Raw genomic sequence first — 23,952 nt, 5'->3', positions numbered from 1 at the left:
GAACGCTGCCGACGCCGTTGTCGTACTAGGAGCCGCGGCCCGTCAGTTGTCGTCCTCGTCGATCAGGAACCCGCGCATCGGCGAGGGCGCCTGGCCCATCGGGGACGGACCCTGCGGACGGACCGGAGCCATGGGCTGGGTCATCGCGGGGGTCATCTGCTGCTGACCGCCGTAGGACGGAGCGGACGGCGCCGAAGGACCGCCCATGCCCTGGTTGCCTCCGTAGGACGGAGCGCTCGCGCCGGCCGGTGCCATGGAGGGCGCCGGGGACGGCGGAAGCGAGGCGGTGGCCGGAGTGCGCGGCGGCGCCAGGGAGTCGTCGGCCTGGGTCTCCAGCTGACGCAGCTGGGACTCGAGGTACGACTTCAGACGCGTGCGGTACTCGCGCTCGAAGCCGCGCAGGTCCTCGACCTTGCGCTCCAGCGTGGCGCGGGCGGACTCCAGGGAGCCCATCGCGACGCGGTGCTTCTCCTGCGCGTCCCGCTCCAGCGCGTCGGCCTTGGCACGGGCGTCACGCTCCAGACCCTCGGCGCGGCTGCGGGCCTCGCCGACGATCTTGTTGGCCTCGGAACGGGCCTCGGCGATCGCCTGGTCGGCGGTCTGCTGGGCCAGCGAGAGGACTCGGGCGGCGCTGTCGCCACCGGGGCCCTGACCGGGGCCGCCCATCGGACCGCCCATGGGGCCGCCCATCGGACCGCCCATCTGCTGCTGCATGGGCGGCTGACCGCCCATGGGGCCCTGACCCATCGGACCCTGGCCCATGGGGCCGGGACCCTGCGGGCCGCCCTGACCGCCGGGACCGGCGGGCAGCTGCGGGGCACCGCTCGGCAGCTGGGGCGGACCACCCATGGGGCCACCCATCTGCTGCTGCGGCGGGCCCGATATGCCGGCGGGCACCGGCGCGCCGGGACCTCGCATGCCCTGCTGGGGCATACCGCCCTGCTGAGGCATTCCACCCTGCTGGGGCATGCCGCCCTGCTGAGGCATACCGCCCTGCTGGGGCATGCCGCCCTGCTGCTGGTCCTGCTCCGGGGGCTTGCGCATGTTCTGCTGGTTCTGGGCAGCAGCACGCGTGGCCGCGGCCAGTTTGGCGCGCAGGTCCTCGTTCTCGCGCAGCAGGCGCGTCAGTTCGGCTTCGACCTCGTCGAGGAAGGCATCGACCTCGTCCTCGTCATAGCCTTCTCGGAGGCGGACGGTCGTGAACTGCTTGTTCCGCACGTCCTCGGGGGTCAACGGCATCTCTTCACCTCAACGTAGTCATCGGCAGTCGGCAAGACCGTATCGTCCATCCTCATCACACAAATCTCTGTGCGACGGAGATGAGGATCCAGACGATGATCATCAGTACGAAGAAGGACAGGTCGAGCGCCACGCCCCCGAGACGCAGCGGCGGGATGAACCGCCGCAGAAGCTTCAGCGGTGGATCGGTGACAGTGTAGGTGGCCTCCAGGACGACCACCATCGCCTTGCCGGGTTGCCACGAGCGGGCGAACTGGAAGACATAGTCCATGACCAGCCGGAAGATCAGCACGACGAGGAACACCATCAGCGCGATGTAGATCACCTGCGCGAACACGCTCATGGCCTGGCTTTCCCTCTCCCCTGTTTCCGTGCTTTTCCCGGTGGTACGTCTCAGCTCTGGTTGAAGAACCCGCCCTCTGCGATGCGGGCCTTGTCCTCCGCCGTGACATCGACGTTAGCAGGAGACAACAGGAACACCTTCTGCGTCACCCGCTCGATGCTGCCGTGAAGACCAAACACCAAACCGGCCGCAAAGTCGACAAGTCGCTTCGCGTCTGTGTCATCCATCTCAGTCAGATTCATGATCACCGGAGTGCCCTCACGGAAGTGTTCCCCGATGGTACGGGCTTCGTTGTACGTCCGCGGGTGCAGCGTGGTGATCCGGTAAGGCTCCCGCTCGGACACGACCTTGGGCATGATCACGGGTGCGTTCTTCTCCAGGGACTGACGTTCTTGTGTGATGGATGCCACGGGCGCGATTCGCGCCGGGCGCCCGGATTCCGCGGCGAGCGAAGTCGAACGGGCCACCGGCTCGCGCGGCGCGGGCGGTTGCACGATTCGCACCTCTTCGTCCCTTTGGGACTGATGCGCACCGTGCGACTGGTGTGACACCTCATGCCGTCGGTGGTCCCGGTCGAGTTCCGGGTCCAGCTCGGGCTCGAAGTCGTCGTCGGGGTCGAATCCGCGGCCGTCGTACCCATCGTCCTCCACGAGGCCGAGGTAGACCGCCATCTTGCGCATCGCGCCGGCCATTCTCTGAGTCCTCCGCTCTGTGGTGGATCGACTGCGACTGCCAAGTGCCCGCGATCCACGTGGCCTTTGTGCCCGCTTTCACGGACATTGACCATATTTTCTGCTGTGGTCCGACTTCCTGGCGACGTTACCCGAGCCTGGGGCGGACTCCGAGTACCGCAGTGCCGACGCGCACATGTGTCGCTCCGGCCGCCACGGCCTGCTCGAGGTCCGCACTCATCCCTGCCGACACCATGGTTGCAGCCGGATGAGCCCGGCGCAGGTCAGTCGACAAATCCATGAGCCGGTCGAACGCCGCCTGTTCGCGTCCCGCGTACTCCCCGGTGAGCGGTGCGACGGTCATCAGACCGTCGAGCCGCAGTCCCGGCGCCCCGGCCACGAGGCCGGCCAACTCCTCGATCCCGCCGGGCGCCACGCCTCCGCGCTCGCCCCGGCCGCTCGCCCCCGCGTCCAGCGCGACCTGGATGAGGCATCCGACCCCCCGCCCGGCGCGATCCGCCTCCCTCGAAAGGGCGGTGACGAGCCGGTCCCGGTCGACGGACTGCACGAAATCGGCATAACCGACCACGGAACGGACCTTGTTGGTCTGCAACTGGCCGACGAAATGCCATTTCAGCGGCAGGTCCGCACAGGCGGCCGCCTTGGGCGCCGCGTCCTGGTCGCGGTTCTCGGCGACATGGCGCACGCCGAGTTCCGACAGGATGCGCACATCGCTCGCCGGGTAGGTCTTGGTGACCACGATCAGGGTCACCTCGTCCCGCTCGCGCCCGGCCGCGGCGCACGCGGCGGTGATGCGCCGCTCCACGTTCGCCAGGTTCCCGGCGAGTTCGGTCTTACGGTCCGTCATGCCCCATCAGTCCAGCCAGACATAGCCCGCGAGCCGCCCGGTGGTGCGGTCGCGGCGGTACGAGTAGTGGTCGCCCGATTCCAGGGTGCACACCGGGGACTGTGCGCGGTCGCGCACTCCGAGCCGCTCGAGCTGGGCGTGCACTCCGGCGCTCACGTCGACCGCCGGGGTGCCCCAGCTCGTCTCGGCGTGCGCCGCCGGCTCGGCCGCGGCCACCTCGGCGCGCATCGCCTCCGGCACCTCGTAGCACCGGCCGCAGACGGCCGGCCCGGTGCGGGCGGTGATCCGCTCGGCACGGGCGCCGAGTTCGACCATGGCCCGGACGGCGGCGGGGACGATCCCCTTGGTCATTCCCGGCCGGCCCGCGTGGGCGGCGGCGACGACCCCGGCGACCGGGTCGGCCAGCAGCACCGGCACGCAGTCGGCGGTGAGGACCGCGAGCGCGAGGCCCCGGCGAGCGGTGACGATCGCGTCGACCTCCGGCACAGGACGGTCGCCCCAGGGCGCGTCGACCACGGCCACGTCCGCCCCGTGCACCTGGTTCATCCAGACGACCGATTCGGCGTCGAACCCGAGCGATTTCGCGGCCAGTTCCCGGTTCGCCCGGACCGATCCGGGGTCGTCACCGACCGCGCCGCCGAGGTTGAGCTCCTCATACGGAGCGGCGCTCACCCCGCCCCACCGGTCGGTGAAGGCGAAGTGCGCGCCGCTCACGCTCTCGCGCTGACCTATCACTTCAGGAAGTCCGGGACGTCCAGTTCCTCGGCCGCGCTGTCCGCGTAGGTGCGCGGCGCGGGCGGGACCGACGGGGTGACCGGGATCTCGGCCACGGGCTCGGGCGCGGGCTCCGGCTCCTCCTTCGGCGTCACGCTGCCGAGCGAGCCGAAGGACGGACGGCTCTCGGGCTGCCGCGCCGGAGCGGGCTCCTCGCGGCGGGGCGCGGACGAGCCGGAGGCGGAGGCGGAGCCGAGGACGTTGTCCCGGCGGGCCGGCGGCTGACCGCCGTCGAAGCCGGCAGCGATCACGGTGACCCGCACCTCGTCGCCGAGGGCGTCGTCGATGACCGCGCCGAAGATGATGTTGGCCTCCGGGTGGGCGGCCTCGCTGACCAGCTGGGCGGCCTCGTTGATCTCGAACAGACCGAGGTCGGAGCCGCCGGAGATGGAGAGCAGCACGCCGCGGGCGCCGTCGATGGACGCCTCCAGCAGCGGCGAGGAGATCGCCATCTCGGCCGCGGCCACCGCGCGGTCGTCGCCGCGGGCCGAGCCGATGCCCATCAGGGCCGAACCGGCCTCGGACATGACCGACTTCACGTCGGCGAAGTCCAGGTTGATCAGGCCGGGCGTGGTGATGAGGTCGGTGATGCCCTGCACACCGGAGAGCAGGACCTGGTCGGCCGACTTGAAGGCGTCCAGGACCGAGACCTGCCGGTCCGAGATGGACAGCAGCCGGTCGTTGGGGATGACGATGAGGGTGTCGACCTCTTCGCGCAGCTCGGCGATGCCGTCCTCGGCCTGGTTCGCGCGGCGCCGTCCCTCGAAGGTGAACGGGCGCGTGACCACGCCGATGGTGAGGGCGCCCAGCGAGCGCGCGATGTTGGCCACGACGGGCGCGCCGCCGGTGCCGGTGCCGCCGCCCTCACCGGCCGTCACGAAGACCATGTCGGCCCCCTTGAGGACCTCCTCGATCTCCTCGCGGTGGTCCTCGGCGGCCTTGCGGCCGACGGCCGGGTTGGCGCCGGCGCCGAGTCCGCGGGTGAGTTCGCGGCCGACGTCGAGCTTCACGTCGGCGTCGCTCATCAACAGCGCCTGCGCGTCGGTGTTGATGGCGATGAACTCGACGCCCTTGAGACCGACCTCGATCATCCGGTTGATGGCATTGACACCACCGCCGCCGACACCGATGACCTTGATGACTGCGAGGTAGTTCTGCGGTGCTGCCACGTCGAAGGCCTCTCGCCTCGAATTACGTTGTCGCCGCCGGGCGGTTCCCCGCACCGGGACGACGTATGCCGAATGGGACGGTCCGTAACGCCGACCCGAACCCTAACCTTGAAGTTTAGGGTTACCAGTGTGTCTGTTCCCTGAAGTCTTCTGAACAGGACACTAAGTCGACAAGTGGCGCGCGTTCAACGAACACGCCGAACCTCCCGTTTTTCTTTTCACCCTATGTGATCAGCCGTAGCGGTGCCCAACCAGGGTGCTGGCCTGCGCTGATACCCGTCAACTCCCCGCTGACGCCGGGGCGGTGGGCACGCTGACGTCGAAGTGCCGTGCGCCGGGAGCTGCTTTCATGAGTGCTGTGAGGGCCCGTGCCTTGGCGCGGCCGTTCTCACCGCTGCCCCAGGCGACGGTGCGGCCGCCGGTCAGCTCCACCGAGATGTCGTCGTAGGAACGGACTTGTACGGTCCGGGTGTCCCGCGCGACGGCGGCCGGGAGGACGCCGGCCACCCCCACCGCCTCGCGCACCAGACGCTCGGCGCCGAAGCGCCGGAAGCTCGCGGCCGCCTGGTCCGACCGGGACGCGGTCATCTCCAGTAGCGGAACGCCTTTCGGCGCCTGCGAAACGGTGGCGAAACGGACGCCCTCGTCGTCGACTTCGACGAAGTTCCCGGCTTTGCGGACCAGCAGTACCGGAGTCCGCTCGGTCACCTTCAAGGCGATGCCGTGGGGCCAGGCGCGAACGACCGAAACGGTGCCGATCCGGGGCAGTTTCCGGCGCAGCCGTGCCTCGACGGCGTCCGTGTCGACGGAGGCCAGCGGCGCCCCCACCGGCACGGAGGCGACCTCCCGCACGTCGGCCGGAGTCAGCATCCGGGTGCCGGAGACCGAGACGTGCCGCACGCGCAGCCACGAGGAGCCGTACAACACCCAAGTGGCGCCCGCCCCGAGGAGTACCAGGGCGACGGCGAGGACGAGGAGCGCGCGAAGGCGGGCCTTCCTCAGCCGTCGCGCGGACGGCGGGCCGGACGACTCCTGCTGGCGTTCACCGCGCTCGGCGGTAGTCGATCCGGCCACCCTCACTGCCCCTTCGTCATATGGTCCTATCGGCGTGAGGCGATCGCCTCGTACACCATCCCGACGAGCAGCTCGTCGGCGTCCCGGCGGCCGAACTCGCTTGCCGCACGGGACATCTCGTACAGCCGGTGCGGGTCCGCCAGCACCGGCAGGACGTTCTGCTGCACCCACTCGGGAGTGAGCTCCGCGTCGTCGACGAGGAGTCCGCCGCCCGCCTTCACCACCGGCTGGGCGTTCAGCCGCTGTTCGCCGTTGCCGATGGGCAGCGGGACGTAGGCGGCCGGCAGTCCGACGGCGGAGAGTTCGGCGACGGTCATCGCGCCCGCGCGGCAGAGCATCAAGTCGGCCGCGGCGTACGCGAGGTCCATCCGGTCCAGGTAACTTACCGGGATGTAGGGCGGCATTCCCGGCATCTGCTGCACCTGCGGCAGTTCGTTCTTCGGGCCGACCGCGTGCAGGATCTGGATGCCGGCCTGCTGCAGCCACGGGGCGACCTGCTGGACCACCTCGTTGAGGCGCCGGGCGCCCTGGGAGCCGCCGGAGACCAGCAGGGTGGGCAGGTTCGGGTCCAGACCGAAGCGGGCGCGCGCCTCGGGGCGGGCGGCGGCACGGTCCAGGGTGGCGATCGTGCGGCGCAGCGGGATGCCGATGTAGCGGGCGTCGCGCAGCTTGCTGTCCGGGGTGGAGACGGCGACCCGGGCGGCGTACCGGGAGCCGATCTTGTTGGCCAGGCCGGGGCGGGCGTTGGCCTCGTGGATCACGATGGGCACACCGAGGCGCTTGGCGGCCAGGTAGGCGGGCAGCGCGACATAGCCGCCGAAGCCGACCACGGCGTCCGCCTTGGTGCGCTCCAGGACCTGCTCGGCGGCCTTGATGGTGCCGCGCAGCCGGCCCGGGACGGTGATCAGCTCGGGAGTGGGCTTGCGGGGCAGCGGCACCGCGGGGATCAGCGCCAGCTCGTAGCCGCGCTCCGGGACCAGCCTGGTCTCCAGGCCGCGCTCCGTGCCAAGGGCCGTGATGCCCACGGTCGGGTCCTGCCTGCGCAGGGCGTCCGCGAGGGCGAGCGCGGGCTCGATGTGGCCCGCGGTACCTCCGCCGGCGAGTACGACATGCACCGAAATTCACCGCTCTCCGGACGAGCGCGCCACCGCGGCGCGCCGTCGCATCGTGTTCCATCTCCGAGGCCCCCGCTCGGCACCGGAGCCTCCTGCCCGCTTTCTACCAAAGCGAGGTTGCCGCATCGCAAGCGCCGCCCGCGCAGCGGGGTCGTCGCGCGCGAACGCGATCAGCAACCCGATGGCGAACATGGTCGGCAGCAGGGCGGACCCTCCGTAGGAGAACAGCGGGAGGGGGACGCCGGCGATCGGCAGCAGGCCGAGCACCGCACCGATGTTGATCACCGCCTGGGCGGTGATCCAGGTGGTCACGCCTCCCGCGGCGTACCTCACGAAGGGGTCCTCCGTGCGTCCGGCCACGCGGATACCCGCATAGCCTAGAGCCGCGAACAGGGCGAGCACCGACAGCGTGCCCGCCAGACCCAGTTCCTCACCGGTCACGGCGAAGATGAAGTCGGTGTGGGCCTCGGGCAGTTGGCCCCATTTCTCCACACTCGCACCGAGGCCGGAACCGAACAGTCCGCCGGAGGCGAGGGCGTAGATCCCGTGCACGGCCTGCCAGCAGTCGGCCACCCCGGACTTGGGCTCGGTGGCGCCGATGCAGGCCAGCCGGGCCATCCGGTTGGGGCTGGTCTTGATGAGCACGACACCGATCAGGCCGGCGACCGAGAGCACCCCGGCGAACAGCCGGGTCGGCGCCCCCGCCAGCCACAGCAGGCCGAACAGGATCGCTGTGAGAATGATCGCGGTGCCCATGTCGCCGCCGAGCATGATCAGGCCCAGCAGCATGAAGGAGGCCGGCACCAGCGGCACCAGCATGTGCTTCCACTGGGTCAGCAGCTTGCGCTCCTGCTTCCGCGCGATCAGGTCCGCGCCCCACAGCACCAGGGCGAGCTTGCCGAACTCGCTGGGCTGGATCTGGAAGGAGCCGCCGAGCGAGATCCAGTTCTGGTTGCCGTTGACCGCCATCCCTATCCCCGGCACCTGCACCAGGACCATCAGGAAGACGGCGCCGGCCAGGATCGGATAGGCCAGCGCCCGGTGCAGCTTCACCGGCATGCGGGAGGCGACGAACATCAGCGCGCCGCCGATGGCCGCGGCGAGGAACTGCTTGCGGAAGAAGTACGAGCCCGGCAGCGAGAGCTGCAGCGCGGTGATCTGGGAGGCCGAGTAGACCATCACCAGGCCCAGCACCGTGATCAGCAGGCTGCCGCCGAGGATCAGGTAGTACGCGGTCAGCGGCCGGTCCCAGGCCTTCCGCGCGCGCGTGTAGAGCCGCTGCACGGGGTTCTCGCGCGGCGGTCCGGGGAGCGCGGGGCGCCGCGACGCCCGCTGGACGGGCGGGCGGCCGGTACGGCTACCGGGCATGGGCGCCTCCACTGAACGTCGACCGTCCCACGCGTCCCTCCCAAGATCCGCCCGGCGGGCGGCCGGGTCAGGCGCCGAGTTCGCGGACCGCCGCCGCGAACGCGTCGCCGCGCTGGTTGTAGTTGGTGAACATGTCCATGGAAGCGCAGGCCGGGGCCAGCAGCACGGTGTCACCGGGCCGGGCCAGCCGCTTCGCCTCCGTCACCGCCTGGAGCATCGCCCCAGTGTCGGTCCGTTCGAGGTCGACGACGGGTACTTCCGGGGCGTGTCGCGCCAGGGCCTCGCGGATCAGGGCACGATCGGCGCCGATCAGGACGGCCCCGCGCAGCCGCTTCGCCGACTTGGCGACCAGCTCGTCGAAGGTGGCGCCCTTCGCCAGACCGCCTGCAATCCATACGATCGACTCATATGACGCCAACGACGCTTCCGTGGCGTGGGTGTTGGTGGCCTTGGAGTCGTCCACGTACGCCACCCCGTCGATGTCCGTGACGTGCGCGATGCGGTGGGCGTCCGGGCGGAAGGCCCGCAGGCCGTCGCGTACGGCGGTGGCGGGCACGCCGTACGCGCGCGCGAGTGCGGCGGCGGCAAGGGCGTTGGCGATGTTGTGCGGGGCCGGCGGGTTGACGTCGGAGACCTCGGCCAGCTCCTGCGCGTTCTTCTGCCGGTTCTCCACGAAGGCGCGGTCGACCAGGATGCCGTCCACGACGCCGAGTTGGGAGGGGGCGGGGGTGCCGAGGGTGAAGCCGACGGCGCGGCAGCCCTCCTCGACGTCGGCCTCGCGCACCAGGTCCTCGGTGAGCTTGTCGGCCGCGTTGTAGACGCAGGCGACGCGGTTGCCCTCGTAGATACGGCCCTTGTCGGCCGCGTAGGCCTCCATGGAGCCGTGCCAGTCGAGGTGGTCCGGCGCCAGGTTCAGGACGGCCGCGGAGTGGGCGCGCAGGGAGGGCGCCCAGTGGAGCTGGTAGCTGGACAGCTCCACGGCGAGGACGTCGTACTGCTCCTCGCCGAGGACCGCGTCCAGCAGGGAGACGCCGATGTTGCCCACGGCTGCGGTGCGCAGTCCTGCGGCCGCCAGGATGGAGGCGAGCATCTGCACGGTCGTGGTCTTGCCGTTGGTGCCCGTCACGGCCAGCCAGGGCGCCGCGTCGGGCCCCCTGAGGCGCCAGGCCAGCTCCACGTCGCCCCAGACCGGCACCCCGGCCTTCTTCGCGGCGAGGAACAGCGGCTTGTCCGGCTTCCAGCCGGGCGCGGTGACGATGAGCTCGGTGCCTTCCGGCAGGGTCGCGCCGTCGCCGAGGCGCACGGTGACGCCGAGCGCCTCCAGCTCCGCGGCCTGCTCGCGCGCCCGTGCGTCGTCGCCGTCGTTGACGACCGTGACGACCGCGCCGCGCGCGTGCAGAACCCTGGCCGCCGGGACGCCGGAGACGCCGAGCCCTGCGACGGTGACGTGCTTGCCCTGGAATTCGGTAGGCGCCGAGGAGGTCACTTGTCCGCTGCCCATCCCGCGTAGAAGAGGCCCAGTCCGACGATCACACAGATGCCTTGGATGATCCAGAAGCGGACCACCACCAGGACCTCGGACCAGCCCTTGAGTTCGAAGTGGTGCTGGAGTGGCGCCATCCGGAAGACGCGCTTGCCGGTGAGCCGGAAGGAGCCGACCTGGATGACGACCGACATGGTGATGAGGACGAACAGGCCGCCCATGATGGCCACCAGCAGCTCGGTGCGGGAGAGGATGGCCAGGCCGGTGAGGACGCCGCCGAGGGCGAGCGAACCGGTGTCGCCCATGAAGATCTTGGCCGGCGAGGTGTTCCACCACAGGAAGCCCAGGCACGCGCCCATCAGCGCGGAGGCGACCACGGCGAGGTCCAGCGGGTCGCGCACCTCGTAGCAGGCGCCCGGGTTGGTCAGCGTCGTCGCGTTGGCGCAGGACTCCTGGAACTGCCAGACGCCGATGAACGTGTAGGCGCCGAAGACGAGCACGGAGGCGCCGGTGGCCAGACCGTCCAGACCGTCGGTGAGGTTCACGCCGTTGGACATCGCCAGGATCATGAACAGCGCCCAGACGACGAACAGCACCGGGCCGATGCTCCAGCCGAAGTCGGTGATGAACGACAGCTTCGTGGACGCCGGGGTGTTGCCGCGCGCGTCGGCGAACATCAGCGACAGCACCGCGAAGCCGATGCCGACGATGAGCTGGCCGGCCATCTTCGCCTTGGCCCGCAGACCCAGCGAACGCCGCTTGACGATCTTGATGTAGTCGTCCAGGAAGCCGACCAGGCCCATGCCGAACATCAGGCCGAGGACCAGCAGTCCGGAGTAGGTGGGGGGGTAGCCGGTGATGAGCTTGCTCAGGAAGTACGCGGCGATCGTCGCCAGGATGAAGGCGATGCCGCCCATGGTCGGCGTACCGCGCTTGCTGGCGTGCTCGCGCGGGCCGTCGTCACGGATGTACTGGCCGTAGCCCTTGCGGGCGAGGAGCTTGATCAGCAGCGGGGTGCCGACCAGCGTCAGGAAGAGGCCAATGACTCCTGAGAACAGGATCTGCTTCATCATCGGGCGGCAACCTCACCCTCGGCACCGGTCTCGAGCAGCGCCTGGGCGACACCCTCGAGCCCCACCGAACGGGACGCCTTCACGAGCACGACGTCCCCCGGGCGCAACTCGCTGCGCAACAGGTCGACCGCCGCCTGTGCGTCGGACACGTGCACCGACTCCTCACCCCACGAACCCTCGTTATATGCGCCCAGTTGCAGCCAGGAGGCCTCAAGTCCCCCGACCGCGACGAGCTTGCTGACGTTGAGCCGGACGGCGAGCCGTCCGACGGCGTCGTGCTCGGCGAGCGCCTCGTCCCCCAGCTCGGCCATCTTGCCGAGCACCGCCCACGTACGGCGCCCCCTGCCCATGGCCGCGAGCGCCCTGAGGGCGGCCCGCATGGACTCGGGGTTGGCGTTGTAGGCGTCGTTGACGATGGTCACGCCGTCCGGGCGCTCCGTGACCTCCATGCGCCAGCGGGAGAGGGAGCCCGCCTCGGAGAGCGCGGTGGCGATCTCCTGCGCGGACATGCCCAGCTCATGGGCGACGGCGGCCGCGGCGAGCGCGTTCGACACGTGATGCTCACCGTACAGGCGCATGGTCACATCGCTTGCACCGGAGGGTGTGTGAAGCCTGAACGCGGGCTGTCCGCTGTCCGTGAGTCGCACGTTCTCGGCGCGTACGTCCGCTTCGGCCGACTCTCCGAAAAGGACCACCTTCGCCTTGGTACGGGAGGCCATGGCCCGCACCAGCGGGTCGTCGGCGTTGAGGATCGCCGCGCCGTCCTCCGGCAGGGCCTCCACGAGTTCGCCCTTGGCCTGGGCGATCTGCTCGCGGCCGCCGAACTCGCCGATGTGGGCGGAGCCGACGTTGAGCACCAGGCCGATCCGCGGCGGGGTGAGGCCGGCGAGGTAGCGGATGTGCCCGATGCCGCGGGCGCCCATCTCCAGTACGAGGAAACGGGTTTCGTCGGTGGCGCTGAGCGCGGTCAGCGGCAGCCCGATCTCGTTGTTGAGCGAGCCGGGCGTGAACACGGTCGGCGCCTTGCGCCGCAGCACCTGGGCGATGAGGTCCTTGGTGCTGGTCTTGCCGGCGGAGCCGGTCAGCGCCACGAGGGTCGCGCCGAGGCTCCGTACGACGTGGCGGGCGAGGGCGCCGAGGGCGGACTGGACGTCCTCGACGACGATCGCGGGCACCCCGACGGGCCGGGAGGCCAGTACGGCGACGGCGCCGGCCTCGACAACCGCCCGCGCGTAGTCGTGGCCGTCGGCGCGCTCGCCGACGAAGGCGACGAACAGGCTGCCCGGCACCACCTCTCGGGAGTCCCGGACGACCGGTCCGGTGACCTGGACGGACGGATCCGGTATGTCGTGCGTCTGCCCGCCGACGACTTCGGCGATCTCGGCGAGGGAGAGGGCGATCACAAGTTCATCCCTGGGTCTTCTGGATAGCTTCGCGAAGCACCTGGCGGTCGTCGAACGGACGGACCACGCCGGCGATGTCCTGGCCCTGCTCGTGGCCCTTGCCCGCGACCAGCACGGTGTCCCCGGCGTGCGCCCGGGCGACGGTGGCGGCGATCGCGGCGGCCCGGTCCTCGAACAGGAGCACCTCGCCGCGCTCGTGGGAGGGCACGGAGGCCGCGCCCTGGAGCATGGTCGCGAGGATGGCCAGCGGGTCCTCGGAACGGGGGTTGTCGGAGGTCAGTACGGCCGTGTCGGCGAGCCGGGCCGCGGCGGCGCCCATCGGGGCGCGCTTGGTCTGGTCGCGGTCGCCGCCGCAGCCGAGGACGACGTGCAGCCGGCCCTTGGTGACCTTGCGCAGCGCCTTGAGGACCGACTCGACCGCGTCGGTCTTGTGGGCGTAGTCCACGACCGCGAGGTAGGGCTGCCCGGCGTCCACGCGCTCCAGGCGGCCGGGCACGCCCGGTACGGCGGCGATGCCGTCGGCGGCGGCCTGCGGGTCGAGGCCGGCCACCGCGAGGGCGACGATGGCGGCGAGGGTGTTCGCCACGTTGAACGGGCCGGCCAGCGGCGACCTGGCCTGGACCCGCTCGCCGCCCGGGCCGAGGACGGTGAACGCCGAGTCCATGGGTCCGACCTGGACGTCCTGCGCCCGCCAGTCGGCGTCCGGGTGGCCCTCGGCGGAGTAGGTGACGACCGGGACGGTCGCCTCTCGCGCGAGCCGGCGGCCGTACTCGTCGTCGGTGTTGACGACGCCGAGCCTGCTGCGCTCCGGCGTGAAGAGCTGCGCCTTGGCCCGGAAGTAGTCCTCCATGTCGGAGTGGAACTCCATGTGTTCCGGGCTGAGGTTGGTGAAGACGGCGATGTCGAAGACGCAGCCGTCGACCCGGCCGAGGACCAGGGCGTGGCTGGAGACCTCCATGGCGACGGCCTCGACGCCGCGTTCGCGCATGACGGCGAACAGCGCCTGCAGGTCGGTGGCTTCGGGGGTGGTGCGCTCGGACTTGATGCGCTCGTCGCCGACGCGCATCTCGACGGTGCCGATGAGGCCCGTGGTGCGGGCGGTCTTCAGGCCGCCCTCGACCAGGTAGGCGGTGGTGGTCTTGCCCGAGGTGCCGGTGATGCCGATCTGGAGCAGATCGCGGCCCGGGTCGCCGTAGATCGTGGTCGCCAGTGCGCCCATCCGCGCGCGCGGGTCGTCGACGACCAGGACCGGCAGGCCGGTCGCGGCGGCCCGTTCGGCGCCCGTCGGGTCGGTCAGCACGGCGACGGCGCCGAGGCCGGCGGCCTGGGTGACGAAGTCGGCGCCGTGCAGGCGGGCGCCCGGCAGGGCGGCGTACAGGTCGCCGGGGCGGACCGCGCGCGAGTCGTGGGTGATGCCCGTGACCTCGGCGGCGCCCTCGGCGGCGGTACCCAGCTGATCGGCCAGCTCCGCGAGGGGTGTGGCGGAGACCTGAACCGGTCGCGGCGGTCCCGGATATGTCACGGAAGCGCCCTTCTGGGTGATGTGGGACTGATCAGCGTGTGGCACGGCGGTGAGCGTACCGGGCGTACCGGCTCCGGAGCGAAGCGAGGGCTCCTGGGCGCCCTGGTTGCCGGGGTCGGGAGTGATCGTTGTCACGAGTGGTTCCTGGTCTTTCCGAGGCTGATCAGGGCTTGTAGTCGACGGGCAGGTTCGCGGCCTTCGCGCCGGTCGGCGGCACCTGCAGCGTCTTCAGCGCGAACTCCATCACCTGCTTGTAGACGGGGCCGCAGATCTGGCCGCCGAAGTAGCTGCCGGACGTGGCGTTCTGGATGGCGCAGTACACGGTGATCCGCGGCTTGTCCGCGGGTGCGAACCCGGCGAACGACGAGGTGTATCCGCGGTATCTGCCGGTGGCCGGATCCACTCGGTTCGCCGTGCCGGTCTTGCCCGCGACCCGGTACCCCGGGATGCGGGCCTTGATGCCGGTGCCCTGCTCGTCGTCCACCACGGACTCCAGCATCTGGGCGACGGACTTGGCCGTCTTCGCGCTGACCACACGGGTCTTCGCGGGCTGGGGGGCGGGCGTGAAGCGGCCGTCGGCGCCCCGGGTGCCGCGCACCAGGGTCGGCGCGACGCGGACGCCGCCGTTGGCGATCGTCGAGTACACGGAGGCGGCCTGCATGGCGCTCAGGGAGAAACCCTGGCCGAAAGGGATCGTGTACTGCTGCGAGGTCGACCAGTCCCCGGGGGCGGCGAGGATGCCCTTGGTCTCGCCGGGGAAGCCGAGCCCGGTGGGCCGGCCGATGCCGAACTCGCGCAGGTAGGAGTAGAGGACCTTGTTGGCCTCGGGCTGGGACTTGCCGAGCTGGCCGGTGGCGAGGATCGTGCCGATGTTGCTGGACTTGGCGAGCACGCCGTTGAGGGTGAGGTACCAGGTGGCGTGGTCGACGTCGTCCTGGAACAGCCGGTCGCCCCGGTGCAGCCGGTTGGGGACGACCACGTGGGTGAGCGGGGTGGCCGCGTTCTCCTCCAGCACGGCCGCCATGGACATCACCTTGGCGGTGGAGCCGGGCTCGAAGGCGTCCTGGACGGCCGCGTTGCCCATGGCCTCCGCGTCGGCCTTCGACAGGTCGTTCGGGTCGAAGCCGGGCGAGTTGGCCATGGCCAGGATCTGGCCGCTGCGGGTGTCCTGGACGATGACGTAGCCGCGGTCCGCCCGGGACTTCCTCACCTGCTCCGAGATGGCGTTCTGGGCGGCCCACTGGATGTCGCGGTCGATGGTGAGTTCGACGTCGCTGCCGGGTACGGCGGGGGTCTCGGTCGAGCCCGCGGTGGGCACCTCGCGGCCGCCGGACTGTGCGTAGCGGATCTTGCCGTCCTTGCCGGACAGCTGCCCGTTCAGCTCCTGCTCGATGCCGCCGCCGCCCCGGCCGTCGGCGTTGACCCAGCCCAGTATCCCGGCGGCGAGGTCGCCGTTGGGGTACACGCGCTGGCTGCTGGGGTCGGCGAAGACGCCGGCGAGCACGTTGGGCGCCTTGCCGTCGGAGCCGGCCTTCTTGGTGAGGGCGGCCTTCAGGTCCTTGATCTGCTTCCAGACCTGCGGTGTCTGACGCACGGCCAGCTTGGCGTAGCGGGACAGCTTGTTCTTGGGCCGGAGCTTCCCGACAAGCGTCTCCTGGTCCTGGCCGAGGATCGGCGCGAGCAGGGCGGCCGCCTGCTCGGGCCCGTCGTCGATCTTCAGCTGCTTGCGGCCGAACATCGTGGGGTCGGCCGTGATGTCGTAGGCGTCCTCGCTGATGGCGAGGGCCACGCCGTTGCGGTCGGTGATCCCGCCGCGGTCCGCGGCCAGGGTGTGCACGACGTAGCGGTTCTGCTCGGCCTTGGCGGCGTAGGCGTGCGCGTCGACGGCCTGGACCTGGAGCAGCCGTACGACGAAGGCGCTCATCACCAGGGTGAGGGCGAGGCCAACCATGCGCAGCCGGGGCCTGGGCCGGCCGAGCCGGAGCGGCGGCGGGGGCATGGGCCGGGCTCCGGCCGGCCTGCGGACCTGACGGGCGCCGGGCCCGGGCTGCCGCCGGACGGGGCCCCGCGCCCGGGGGTCGGCCCGGTCCGGGCGGGCCCGGGCACTCGGGGAAGGCTTCGCGGGGCCGGGCACGCGGCGGCGCGGCGGTTCCCTGTCGGACACTTCCGTCACCTGCCGGAGGTCGGGGTGGGGGCGGGCTGGAGGGTGGAGAGCGGCGCCACCGCCGCTGCCGGATCGGTGGTCACCGGGGTGGGGGCCGCGGGGGTGGGCGTCGGGCCCGCGGGCGCCGTGGCGCCGGGGCTCTGCGCCGGCGAGGACGGCGGGCCGGCGGCGGGGGTGACGGTCCGCGGGGCGGCCTGGCCCTCGAGGGCGGCCGGTTCGGGGCTCGCGGCGCCGGGTACGCCCCGGACGGTTCCGCCGGGGTCAAGGAAGGCCGGGTCGCCGCCGGGGACCATGCCCAGTTCACGGGCGCGGCGCTGGAGGGCGTCGGGGGACGAGTAGCCGTCGATGTCCCGCTGGAGCGCCTGTTCCTCGTCGGTGAGGCTCTTCGTCTGCTTGCGCAGGGCGTCGAGCCGGAACGAGCCCTCGCTGAGCGCGGAGTTCAGCACCAGCAGCCCGATGAGGCCGCCGCCGAGCAGCAGGACGACGAGCAGGACGAACGGGGCGCGGGCCGCTCGGGCGCGGCCGGCCGGGAGGAGCCGGGCGAGCCGGGCGGCCCTCCCCCTCAGTTCGGGTTTCCTACTCACTGGGCCTCCGGTGGCTCCGGTGCGCCGACGGGTGAGTCCGGGAACCCAGCCGACCCGTTCCGCTCACTCGGCGTCCTCACTGATGCGCTCGGCGCCGCGCAGCCGGGCCGGGGCGGCCCGGCGGTTCTCGGCGATCTCTTCCTCGGTGGGAAGTTCGGCACCGCGCGTGAGCAGCTTGAGCCGCGGCTGGTAGCGCTCGGGCACGACGGGCAGTCCGGGCGGCGCGGTGGTGGCGGCGCCGGCCGCGAACACCTGTTTCACCAGCCGGTCCTCCAGGGAGTGGTAGGACAGCACGGCGACCCGCCCGCCGACGCCGATGGCCTTGACCGCCGCCGGGATGGCCCGCTCCAGGACGGACAGCTCGCCGTTCACCTCGATGCGCAGGGCCTGGAAGGTGCGCTTGGCCGGGTTGCCGCCGGTCCGCTTGGCGGCCTGCGGCAGCGCGTCCCGGATCAGCTCGACGAGCCGTGCGCTGTTGCTGAACGGCTCCTTCTCGCGTTCCCGGACGATCGCCGAGACGATCCGCTTGGCCTGCTTCTCCTCGCCGTAGGCGCGCAGGATCCGCACCAGTTCGCCCGGCGGGTAGGTGTTGAGCACCTCGGCGGCGCTGATGCCGGTCGTCTGGTCCATCCGCATGTCGAGCGGGGCGTCCTGGGCGTAGGCGAAGCCGCGGTCGGCCTCGTCGAGCTGCATGGACGACACGCCGAGGTCGAACAGGACGCCCTGCACACGGGCGACGCCGAGCCGGTCCAGGACCTCGGGCAGCTCGTCGTACACCGCGTGCACGAGGGTGGCCCGGTCCCCGTACGGCGCCAGCCGCTCACCCGACAGGCGCAGCGCCTCCTTGTCCCGGTCGAGGCCGATCAGCCGCGCCTCGGGGAACCGGCTCAGCAGCGCCTCGCTGTGGCCGCCGAGGCCGAGGGTGCAGTCGACGACCACCGCTCCCGGCCGCTCCAGGGCGGGCGCCAGCAGGTCCAGGCACCGCTGGAGCATCACCGGGACGTGTCGACTGTCGCTCAAGGGGGCCTCTCGTTTCCGGCGGGCCGTACGCACCGCCGGGTCCCCGCCCGCTCCGTGAAGGGGAGGCCCGCCGGCGCCGGAAGCGTCGGCCGGCCGGGAGCGGGAGGAGGCCGAGCCGTACGTACGCGCCGCGCACGTGGGGAGCCGGTCCGGGTGAGGGCCGGGGTCTCCGGGGGATTCACCAGCAGGGAGAGCCGCGCCTCCCGCTTCGCGTCACTTTAGTCCACCGTGTCGCGCGGTCAATCAACCGGCCTGCGCGTCGCCCGACCGGGCCCGATTGCGGTTCGCGCTGCGTGTGGAGTCGCTCACAGCAAGCCACAATGGCGTTCTTTGTCCGCTCTGCACAGCAGGACCGGAAGGGGGATGACCAGTACGGTCTTCGGTATGACGACTTCTGTAGCAGCCAACGGGGCCGATGGAACCATAGCGGGTGACGGCACCGTGACCGACCGTCTCCTCGAGGCCAACGAGCGGTACGCCGCCGAGTTCGGCGACCCCGGGATGGACGCCCGGCCCGTCCTGCGTGTCGCCGTCGTGGCCTGCATGGACGCCCGTCTCGACCTCCACAAGGCCCTCGGCCTGCAGCTCGGCGACTGCCACACCATCCGCAACGCGGGCGGGGTCGTCACCGACGACGTGATCCGGTCCCTGACCATCAGCCAGCGGGCGCTCGGCACCCGCAGCGTGGTGCTGATCCACCACACCGGATGCGGCATGGAGTCCATCACCGAGGAGTTCCGGCACGAGCTGGAGCTGGAGGTCGGCCAGCGCCCCGCGTGGCCGGTGGAGGCCTTCCGGGACGTCGACCAGGACGTGCGGCAGTCGATGCAGCGCGTGCGCACCTCGCCGTTCCTGCTGCACACCGACGACGTGCGCGGCTTCGTGTTCGACGTCAGGACCGGCCGACTGCGCGAGATCGACCCCGCCTGACGAGGGCGCGCCGGCCCGCCCCGGGCACCCCGCGTCGCGCGGGCGCTTCCGTCGCCGCACCTGGAGAACGGCGGCCGAAAAGGCCGTAAGACCGACATAGTGCGGGCAGTTGTCCACAGGCGAGTGACACGAATCGGTAACGGCGGCAAGAATGCGGGGTGTGGCGTCGTCCGGAACCCTTCCGGCGCGGTGCCCGTGTTTCGGGGTGGGCCGGTTTCGCAGCACAGAGCGTCGGCCCGAGTAAGAACGGGCCGAGGAGGGCCGGGTGACGACCTATGACGATCGAGCGAGCCTCACGGATCTGACCGCCACTGCGGAGCGTGTCCGCAGTTCGGTGGAGGGTGTGATCGAGGGCAAGCCCGAGGTCGTACGGCTTTCGCTGACCGTGCTGCTCGCCGAGGGACACCTGCTGATCGAGGATGTCCCCGGCGTGGGCAAGACGATGCTGGCCAAGGCGCTGGCGCGGTCCATCGACTGCTCGGTGCGGCGTATCCAGTTCACGCCCGACCTGCTGCCCTCGGACATCACGGGCGTGTCCATCTGGGACCAGCAGCGCCGGGACTTCGAGTTCAAGCCGGGCGCCGTCTTCGCCCAGATCGTGATCGGCGACGAGATCAACCGCGCCTCGCCGAAGACCCAGTCGGCCCTGCTGGAGTCCATGGAGGAACGGCAGGTCACCATCGACGGGCAGAGCTACGAACTGCCCAGCCCGTTCATGGTGGTGGCCACGCAGAACCCGGTGGAGATGGAGGGCACCTACCCGCTGCCCGAGGCCCAGCGCGACCGCTTCATGGCCCGGGTCTCCGTCGGCTACCCGAGCGTGGAGGCCGAGCTGCAGATGCTCGACGTCCACGGCGGGGTGAGCCCGCTGGAGGACCTGCAGCCGGTGGCGCACGCGCACGACATCGTGAAGCTGATCGAGGCCGTGCGCGGGGTGCACGTGGCCGAGGCGGTGCGCCGGTACGCGGTGGAGCTGGTCGCGGCCACCCGCACCCACCCCGATCTCAGACTCGGCGCGTCCCCGCGCGCGACCCTGCATCTGCTGCGCGCCGCCAAGGCGTCCGCCGCCCTCGCCGGCCGGGACTACGCGCTCCCGGACGACGTGCAGGAGCTCGCCGTCGCGGTCCTCGCCCACCGGCTGCTGCCCACGGCGCAGGCCCAGCTCAACCGGCGCACGGCCGAACAGGTGGTGCTGGAGATCCTGCAGCACACCGCCGTGCCCGCGTCGCCGCAGCGGCACGGCGGCTTCGGCTCGCTGGGCCGGACCATGCCCGCCTACCCCCAGCAGCCCCCGCGGGGACTTTGATGAGCACCGGGGGGGCGGGGCGGGCGGAGCCGGACCGCGGGGACGCGGGCGGCGTCCGTACCGCCCTGGCGGGGCTCACCACGCGCGGACGCTCCTTCCTCGCGGCCGGTGTCGCGGCCGCGGTCTGCGCGTACGTGCTGGGCCAGAGCGATCTGCTGCGGGTCGGCCTGCTGCTGGCGGTGCTGCCCCTGCTCTGCGCGGCCGTGCTGTACCGCACGCGCTACCGGGTGGCCGGCAGCCGCCGGCTCTCCCCCGCGCGCGTGCCCGCCGCCGGCGAGGCGCGGGTGCACCTGCGGATGGACAACGTCTCCCGGCTGCCCACCGGCCTGCTGATGCTCCAGGACCGGGTGCCCTACGTCCTCGGGCCCCGGCCCCGCTTCGTGCTGGACCGGGTGGAGCCGGGCGGGCGCCGCGAGGTCTCGTACCGGGTCCGCTCGGACCTGCGCGGCCGCTATCCGCTGGGTCCGCTGCAACTGCGCCTGACCGACCCGTTCGGGATGTGCGAGCTGACGCGGTCCTTCTCGACGTACGACACGCTGACCGTCATACCGCGCACGGAGCCGCTGTCACCGGTCCGGTTCAGCGGCGAGGCCAAGGGGTACGGCGACGGGCGGCAGCGGTCACTGGCGCTGGCCGGCGAGGACGACGTGATCCCGCGCGGCTACCGGTACGGCGACGACCTGCGCCGGGTGCACTGGCGCTCCACCGCGCGCTACGGCGAGCTGATGGTGCGCCGCGAGGAGCAGCCGCGGCGCTCGCGCTGCACGGTGCTGCTGGACACCCGGGCGATCGGCTACGAGGGCGCGGGCCCCGACTCGGCGTTCGAGTGGGCCGTCTCCGGCGCCGCCTCGGTCCTGACGCACCTGCTCGAACAGGGTTTCTCCGTGCGCCTGCTGACGGACGGCGGCACGTCGGTGCCCGGCGAGGGCGCCGACGGGTTCGCGGGCAGCGGCCCGGACAGCGCGGACGCGGCCGGGCTGATGATGGACACCCTCGCGGTGATCGACCACTCCGACGGCACGAACCTGTCCCGGGCCTACGACTCGCTGCGCGGCGGTAACGAGGGACTGCTGGTGGCCTTCCTCGGCGACCTGGACGAGGAACAGGCCGCGGTGGTCGCCAAGATGCGCCAGCGCAGCGGCGGAGCGCTGGCGTTCGTGCTGGACCCGGACGCGTGGGTGCGGGACACGACCGGTGCGCCGGCTCCCGGCGGCCGGCACCGGGAGCGGCTGCGCATGCTCCGCGAGGCGGGCTGGACGGCACTGGGCGTGCCGCGCGGAGCGTCGCTGAACGATCTGTGGCGGCAGGCGGACCGGGAGCGCTCGGGGCTGACCGGCGTCGGCGGGGAGGCACTGTGATGAGCGGGCGGGCCCGACTGGCCCTGTACGCCGCCGCGGCCACGCTGATGACGGCGTGCGCGCTGCTGCCCCTCGTCGACCAGCCGACGTGGCTGTTCACGACGATCCTGCTGGTCGGCGTGCAGACGGGGGTGGGCGCGGCGGCCCGGCGGGTGCCGCTGGCGCGGCCGCTGACCGTGGCGGCGCAGGCCCTGGTCACGCTGATGCTGCTGACCCTGGTCTTCGCCCGGCGGCAGGCGGCCGGCGGGCTGATCCCCGGCCCGGAGGCGTTCCGGTACTTCGGCGACCTGCTCCAGCAGGGCTCGGACGACGTCAGCCGGTACGCGATACCGGCGCCGCTCACCGACGGCATCGAGCTGATGCTGATCGGCGGGGTCCTGGTGATCGGCCTGCTGGTCGACACCCTGGCGGTGACCTTCCGCAGCGCGGCCCCGGCCGGGCTGCCGCTGCTCGCGCTGTACTCGGTGGCCGCCGGGCTGTCCGACAGCGGCACCGACTGGCTGTCCTTCCTGTTCGCGGCGGCCGGGTATCTGATGCTGCTGCTCGCCGAGAGCCGTGACCGGCTGGCCCAGTGGGGCCGTGTCTTCGGGGGCGCCTCCCGTGAGCCGGGAGGGCCGGAGGGCGGGGCGGTGGCGCCGGTGCGCGCCGGGCGCCGGCTCGGCGCGGTGGCCCTCGGCGTCGCCGTGCTGGTGCCGGCCATCCCGCTGTTCTCGATCCAGGGCGGACTGCTGGACGCCACGGGGACGGGCGTCGGCGCGGGCCGCGGCGGGGGCGGCACGATCTCCGCGGTCAACCCGCTGGTGTCGCTGCGCGACAGCCTGAACGTGGAGAACGACCGCCAGGTGCTGTCGCTGCGGACCACGGCGGGCGACCTGTCGGACATGTACCTGCGGATAGTGTCCCTGGACGACTTCGACGGCACGACCTGGAAGCCGTCCCAGCGGCACATCGTCGCCGTGCCCGACGCCCTCCCGTCCCCCGCCGGCCTGGGCGCGGACGTCAAGCGCGGCACGGTGCGCACCAGGATCACCGCGGCGGACTGGTACGCCCAGGACTGGCTGCCGATGCCGTACCCGCCGAGCAGGGTGAGCATCAGCGGCAACTGGCGGTACGAGCCGGTCGGCATGACGCTCGTCGGCGACCACGGCCAGAACACGCGCGGCGAGGTCTACGAGGTGCGCAGCCTCGACGTGCGGCCGACCGCCGCCGAACTGGCCGACGCCCCGCAGGCGCCCGCGGCCCTGCGGCGCGAGTACACCAAGGTTCCGTCCAGGCTGCCGAAGGTGGTGGCCAGGACCGCCGAGGAGATCACCGCCGGCTCCTCCAGCCATTACGACGAGGCGGTCAAGCTCCAGGACTGGTTCGCGGTGAACGGCGGCTTCCAGTACGACACCGAGGTCGAGGTCGGCCAGGGCCCGGACGCGATCGCGAACTTCCTGCGCAAGAAGCAGGGCTTCTGCGTGCACTTCTCCTTCGCGATGGCCGCGATGGCCCGCACGCTGGGCATCCCGGCCAGGGTCGCGGTGGGCTTCGCGCCCGGCACCCCGCAGGGGGACGGCTCGGTCTCGGTGTCGCTGAAGGACGCGCACGCCTGGCCCGAGCTGTACTTCGAGGGCGTGGGCTGGACCCGCTTCGAGCCGACCCCGACCCGGGGCACGGTGCCCTCGTACACCCAGTCGGACACGCCGGGTACGTCGCAGCCCGACGAGGTCCTGCCGTCGCGCGGGGCGTCGCAGGCGCCCTCGGCCGCGGCCTCGCCGAGCGAGAGCTGCTCGGCGCAGCTGCGCAAGCTGGAGGCGTGCGACAGCCCGGCCGCGGCGGTCGCGCGGCCCGGCGACGGGGGCGGCGGCTGGGACCTGCTGTGGCTCGGGCTGACCGGGCTCGGTGTCCTGGCCGTGCTCGCGCTGCCGTTCCTGCCGCTGCTGTGGCGGGCCAGGTTGCGCGCCGTCCGGCTGGGCGGGCACCCGCGGACGGCGGACGGCGCCGCCGCCCACGCGCTGCTGGCCTGGCAGGAGCTGACCGACAGCGCCTGGGACCTCGGCATCCTCCCCGACGAGTCGCTGACCCCGCGCAACGCGGCGGCCAGGATCGTGCGGCTGGGCCGTCTCGACGCGGCCGCCGGGGCCGCGGTGAACCGGGTGGCGGACGCGCTGGAGCAGGTGCTGTACGCGCCGCGGCCGCGGCCGGTGGCGGGCCTCGCCGAGGACGTGCGCCGGGTGGTCGCCGCCCTGCACGGAGGTGTGCGCCGGGGGACGAGGCTGCGGGCGCTGTTCGCGCCGCGTTCGGCCGTGCGGGTGCTGTGGGCGGCGTCGGACCGGTGGGCGGCGCTCAGGGAGCGGGCGGTGGCGGCCCGGCCGTCGTGGCTCCGGCCGTCGGGCCAGCGGGGCTGAGACCGGCGGAGCCGCCGGCCGGCGGCTCCGGGGCATGCGTGAGGGGTGACCACCGTCCGGTGGTCACCCCTCACGCATGTCCGTCGCCGAAGTCGGCC

The 23,952-nt window shown here is 72.1% G+C and carries 20 protein-coding genes; 4 read left to right on the top strand and 16 right to left on the bottom strand.

What is annotated here, in order from left to right; translation table 11 throughout:
• Nucleotides 1-42 precede the first annotated feature (42 nt).
• From ACFYU0_RS24720 to rsmH, 16 genes are all read right to left on the bottom strand, one after another.
• Nucleotides 43-1,239, bottom strand: coding sequence for a DivIVA domain-containing protein (locus ACFYU0_RS24720; protein WP_351670505.1), 1,197 nt, complete (start codon nucleotides 1,237-1,239; stop codon nucleotides 43-45).
• Between the two features lie 55 nt (nucleotides 1,240-1,294).
• Nucleotides 1,295-1,582, bottom strand: coding sequence for a YggT family protein (locus ACFYU0_RS24715; protein WP_143636437.1), 288 nt, complete (start codon nucleotides 1,580-1,582; stop codon nucleotides 1,295-1,297).
• A gap of 50 nt (nucleotides 1,583-1,632) precedes the next feature.
• On the bottom strand, nucleotides 1,633-2,274 hold the full coding sequence (locus ACFYU0_RS24710) for a cell division protein SepF (RefSeq protein WP_351670509.1): 642 nt from the start codon (nucleotides 2,272-2,274) through the stop codon (nucleotides 1,633-1,635).
• A gap of 127 nt (nucleotides 2,275-2,401) precedes the next feature.
• Nucleotides 2,402-3,121, bottom strand: a complete 720-nt coding sequence (locus ACFYU0_RS24705) for a YggS family pyridoxal phosphate-dependent enzyme (protein ID WP_389304211.1) — start codon at nucleotides 3,119-3,121, stop codon at nucleotides 2,402-2,404.
• A gap of 6 nt (nucleotides 3,122-3,127) precedes the next feature.
• Nucleotides 3,128-3,856, bottom strand: coding sequence for a peptidoglycan editing factor PgeF (gene pgeF, locus ACFYU0_RS24700; protein ID WP_351670515.1), 729 nt, complete (start codon nucleotides 3,854-3,856; stop codon nucleotides 3,128-3,130).
• Entirely contained in the window at nucleotides 3,853-5,064 is a 1,212-nt protein-coding gene (ftsZ, locus tag ACFYU0_RS24695) for a cell division protein FtsZ (protein WP_351670518.1), read from the bottom strand. Before ftsZ ends, pgeF begins: the two co-directional genes overlap by 4 nt.
• A gap of 279 nt (nucleotides 5,065-5,343) precedes the next feature.
• Nucleotides 5,344-6,138 carry a cell division protein FtsQ/DivIB gene (locus ACFYU0_RS24690; RefSeq protein WP_389304209.1) on the bottom strand — a complete coding sequence of 265 codons (795 nt, stop codon included), beginning with the start codon at nucleotides 6,136-6,138 and terminating at the stop codon, nucleotides 5,344-5,346.
• A gap of 26 nt (nucleotides 6,139-6,164) precedes the next feature.
• Nucleotides 6,165-7,253 carry an undecaprenyldiphospho-muramoylpentapeptide beta-N-acetylglucosaminyltransferase gene (murG, locus tag ACFYU0_RS24685; RefSeq protein ID WP_351670524.1) on the bottom strand — a complete coding sequence of 363 codons (1,089 nt, stop codon included), beginning with the start codon at nucleotides 7,251-7,253 and terminating at the stop codon, nucleotides 6,165-6,167.
• 6 nt (nucleotides 7,254-7,259) lie between these two features.
• Complete coding sequence (gene ftsW, locus ACFYU0_RS24680) at nucleotides 7,260-8,621, bottom strand: putative lipid II flippase FtsW (RefSeq protein WP_351670527.1); 1,362 nt, start codon at nucleotides 8,619-8,621, stop codon at nucleotides 7,260-7,262.
• A gap of 67 nt (nucleotides 8,622-8,688) precedes the next feature.
• A complete protein-coding gene (murD, locus tag ACFYU0_RS24675; RefSeq protein ID WP_389304207.1) occupies nucleotides 8,689-10,122 on the bottom strand; it encodes a UDP-N-acetylmuramoyl-L-alanine--D-glutamate ligase in 1,434 nt (477 codons plus the stop codon).
• Entirely contained in the window at nucleotides 10,104-11,174 is a 1,071-nt protein-coding gene (mraY, locus tag ACFYU0_RS24670; RefSeq protein WP_250404933.1) for a phospho-N-acetylmuramoyl-pentapeptide-transferase, read from the bottom strand. The genes murD and mraY overlap by 19 nt, the downstream gene beginning before the upstream one ends.
• The gene (murF, locus tag ACFYU0_RS24665; RefSeq protein WP_351670532.1) at nucleotides 11,174-12,580 is read right to left on the bottom strand and encodes a UDP-N-acetylmuramoyl-tripeptide--D-alanyl-D-alanine ligase; all 1,407 of its coding nucleotides are present in this window, start codon (nucleotides 12,578-12,580) and stop codon (nucleotides 11,174-11,176) included. The genes mraY and murF overlap by 1 nt, the downstream gene beginning before the upstream one ends.
• A 4-nt stretch (nucleotides 12,581-12,584) precedes the next feature.
• Entirely contained in the window at nucleotides 12,585-14,102 is a 1,518-nt protein-coding gene (locus ACFYU0_RS24660; protein ID WP_351670568.1) for a UDP-N-acetylmuramoyl-L-alanyl-D-glutamate--2,6-diaminopimelate ligase, read from the bottom strand.
• A gap of 163 nt (nucleotides 14,103-14,265) precedes the next feature.
• Nucleotides 14,266-16,266, bottom strand: coding sequence for a peptidoglycan D,D-transpeptidase FtsI family protein (locus tag ACFYU0_RS24655; protein WP_389304205.1), 2,001 nt, complete (start codon nucleotides 16,264-16,266; stop codon nucleotides 14,266-14,268).
• Between the two features lie 5 nt (nucleotides 16,267-16,271).
• Nucleotides 16,272-16,850, bottom strand: a complete 579-nt coding sequence (locus ACFYU0_RS24650; protein ID WP_389304203.1) for a septum formation initiator family protein — start codon at nucleotides 16,848-16,850, stop codon at nucleotides 16,272-16,274.
• A 63-nt stretch (nucleotides 16,851-16,913) separates the two neighbouring features.
• Nucleotides 16,914-17,870, bottom strand: coding sequence for a 16S rRNA (cytosine(1402)-N(4))-methyltransferase RsmH (gene rsmH / locus ACFYU0_RS24645; RefSeq protein ID WP_389304201.1), 957 nt, complete (start codon nucleotides 17,868-17,870; stop codon nucleotides 16,914-16,916).
• A gap of 384 nt (nucleotides 17,871-18,254) precedes the next feature.
• On the opposite strand from rsmH, the gene ACFYU0_RS24640 reads away from it, so the two are divergent.
• From ACFYU0_RS24640 to ACFYU0_RS24625, 4 genes are all read left to right on the top strand, one after another.
• Complete coding sequence (locus ACFYU0_RS24640) at nucleotides 18,255-18,800, top strand: carbonic anhydrase (protein WP_351670544.1); 546 nt, start codon at nucleotides 18,255-18,257, stop codon at nucleotides 18,798-18,800.
• Nucleotides 18,801-19,065: 265 nt separating this feature from the next.
• A complete protein-coding gene (locus ACFYU0_RS24635) occupies nucleotides 19,066-20,106 on the top strand; it encodes a MoxR family ATPase (RefSeq protein WP_351670547.1) in 1,041 nt (346 codons plus the stop codon).
• Complete coding sequence (locus ACFYU0_RS24630; protein WP_389304198.1) at nucleotides 20,106-21,464, top strand: DUF58 domain-containing protein; 1,359 nt, start codon at nucleotides 20,106-20,108, stop codon at nucleotides 21,462-21,464. The genes ACFYU0_RS24635 and ACFYU0_RS24630 overlap by 1 nt, the downstream gene beginning before the upstream one ends.
• The gene (locus ACFYU0_RS24625) at nucleotides 21,464-23,854 is read left to right on the top strand and encodes a DUF3488 and DUF4129 domain-containing transglutaminase family protein (protein WP_389304196.1); all 2,391 of its coding nucleotides are present in this window, start codon (nucleotides 21,464-21,466) and stop codon (nucleotides 23,852-23,854) included. Before ACFYU0_RS24630 ends, ACFYU0_RS24625 begins: the two co-directional genes overlap by 1 nt.
• Nucleotides 23,855-23,952: the final 98 nt, after the last annotated feature.

Origin of the sequence: Streptomyces sp. NPDC003720, from assembly GCF_042875075.1 — a bacterium.
Lineage (GTDB): Bacteria > Actinomycetota > Actinomycetes > Streptomycetales > Streptomycetaceae > Streptomyces.
The sequence above is the reverse complement of the archived record's forward strand: the minus strand, read 5'-3'. Positions and strand labels throughout refer to the sequence as shown.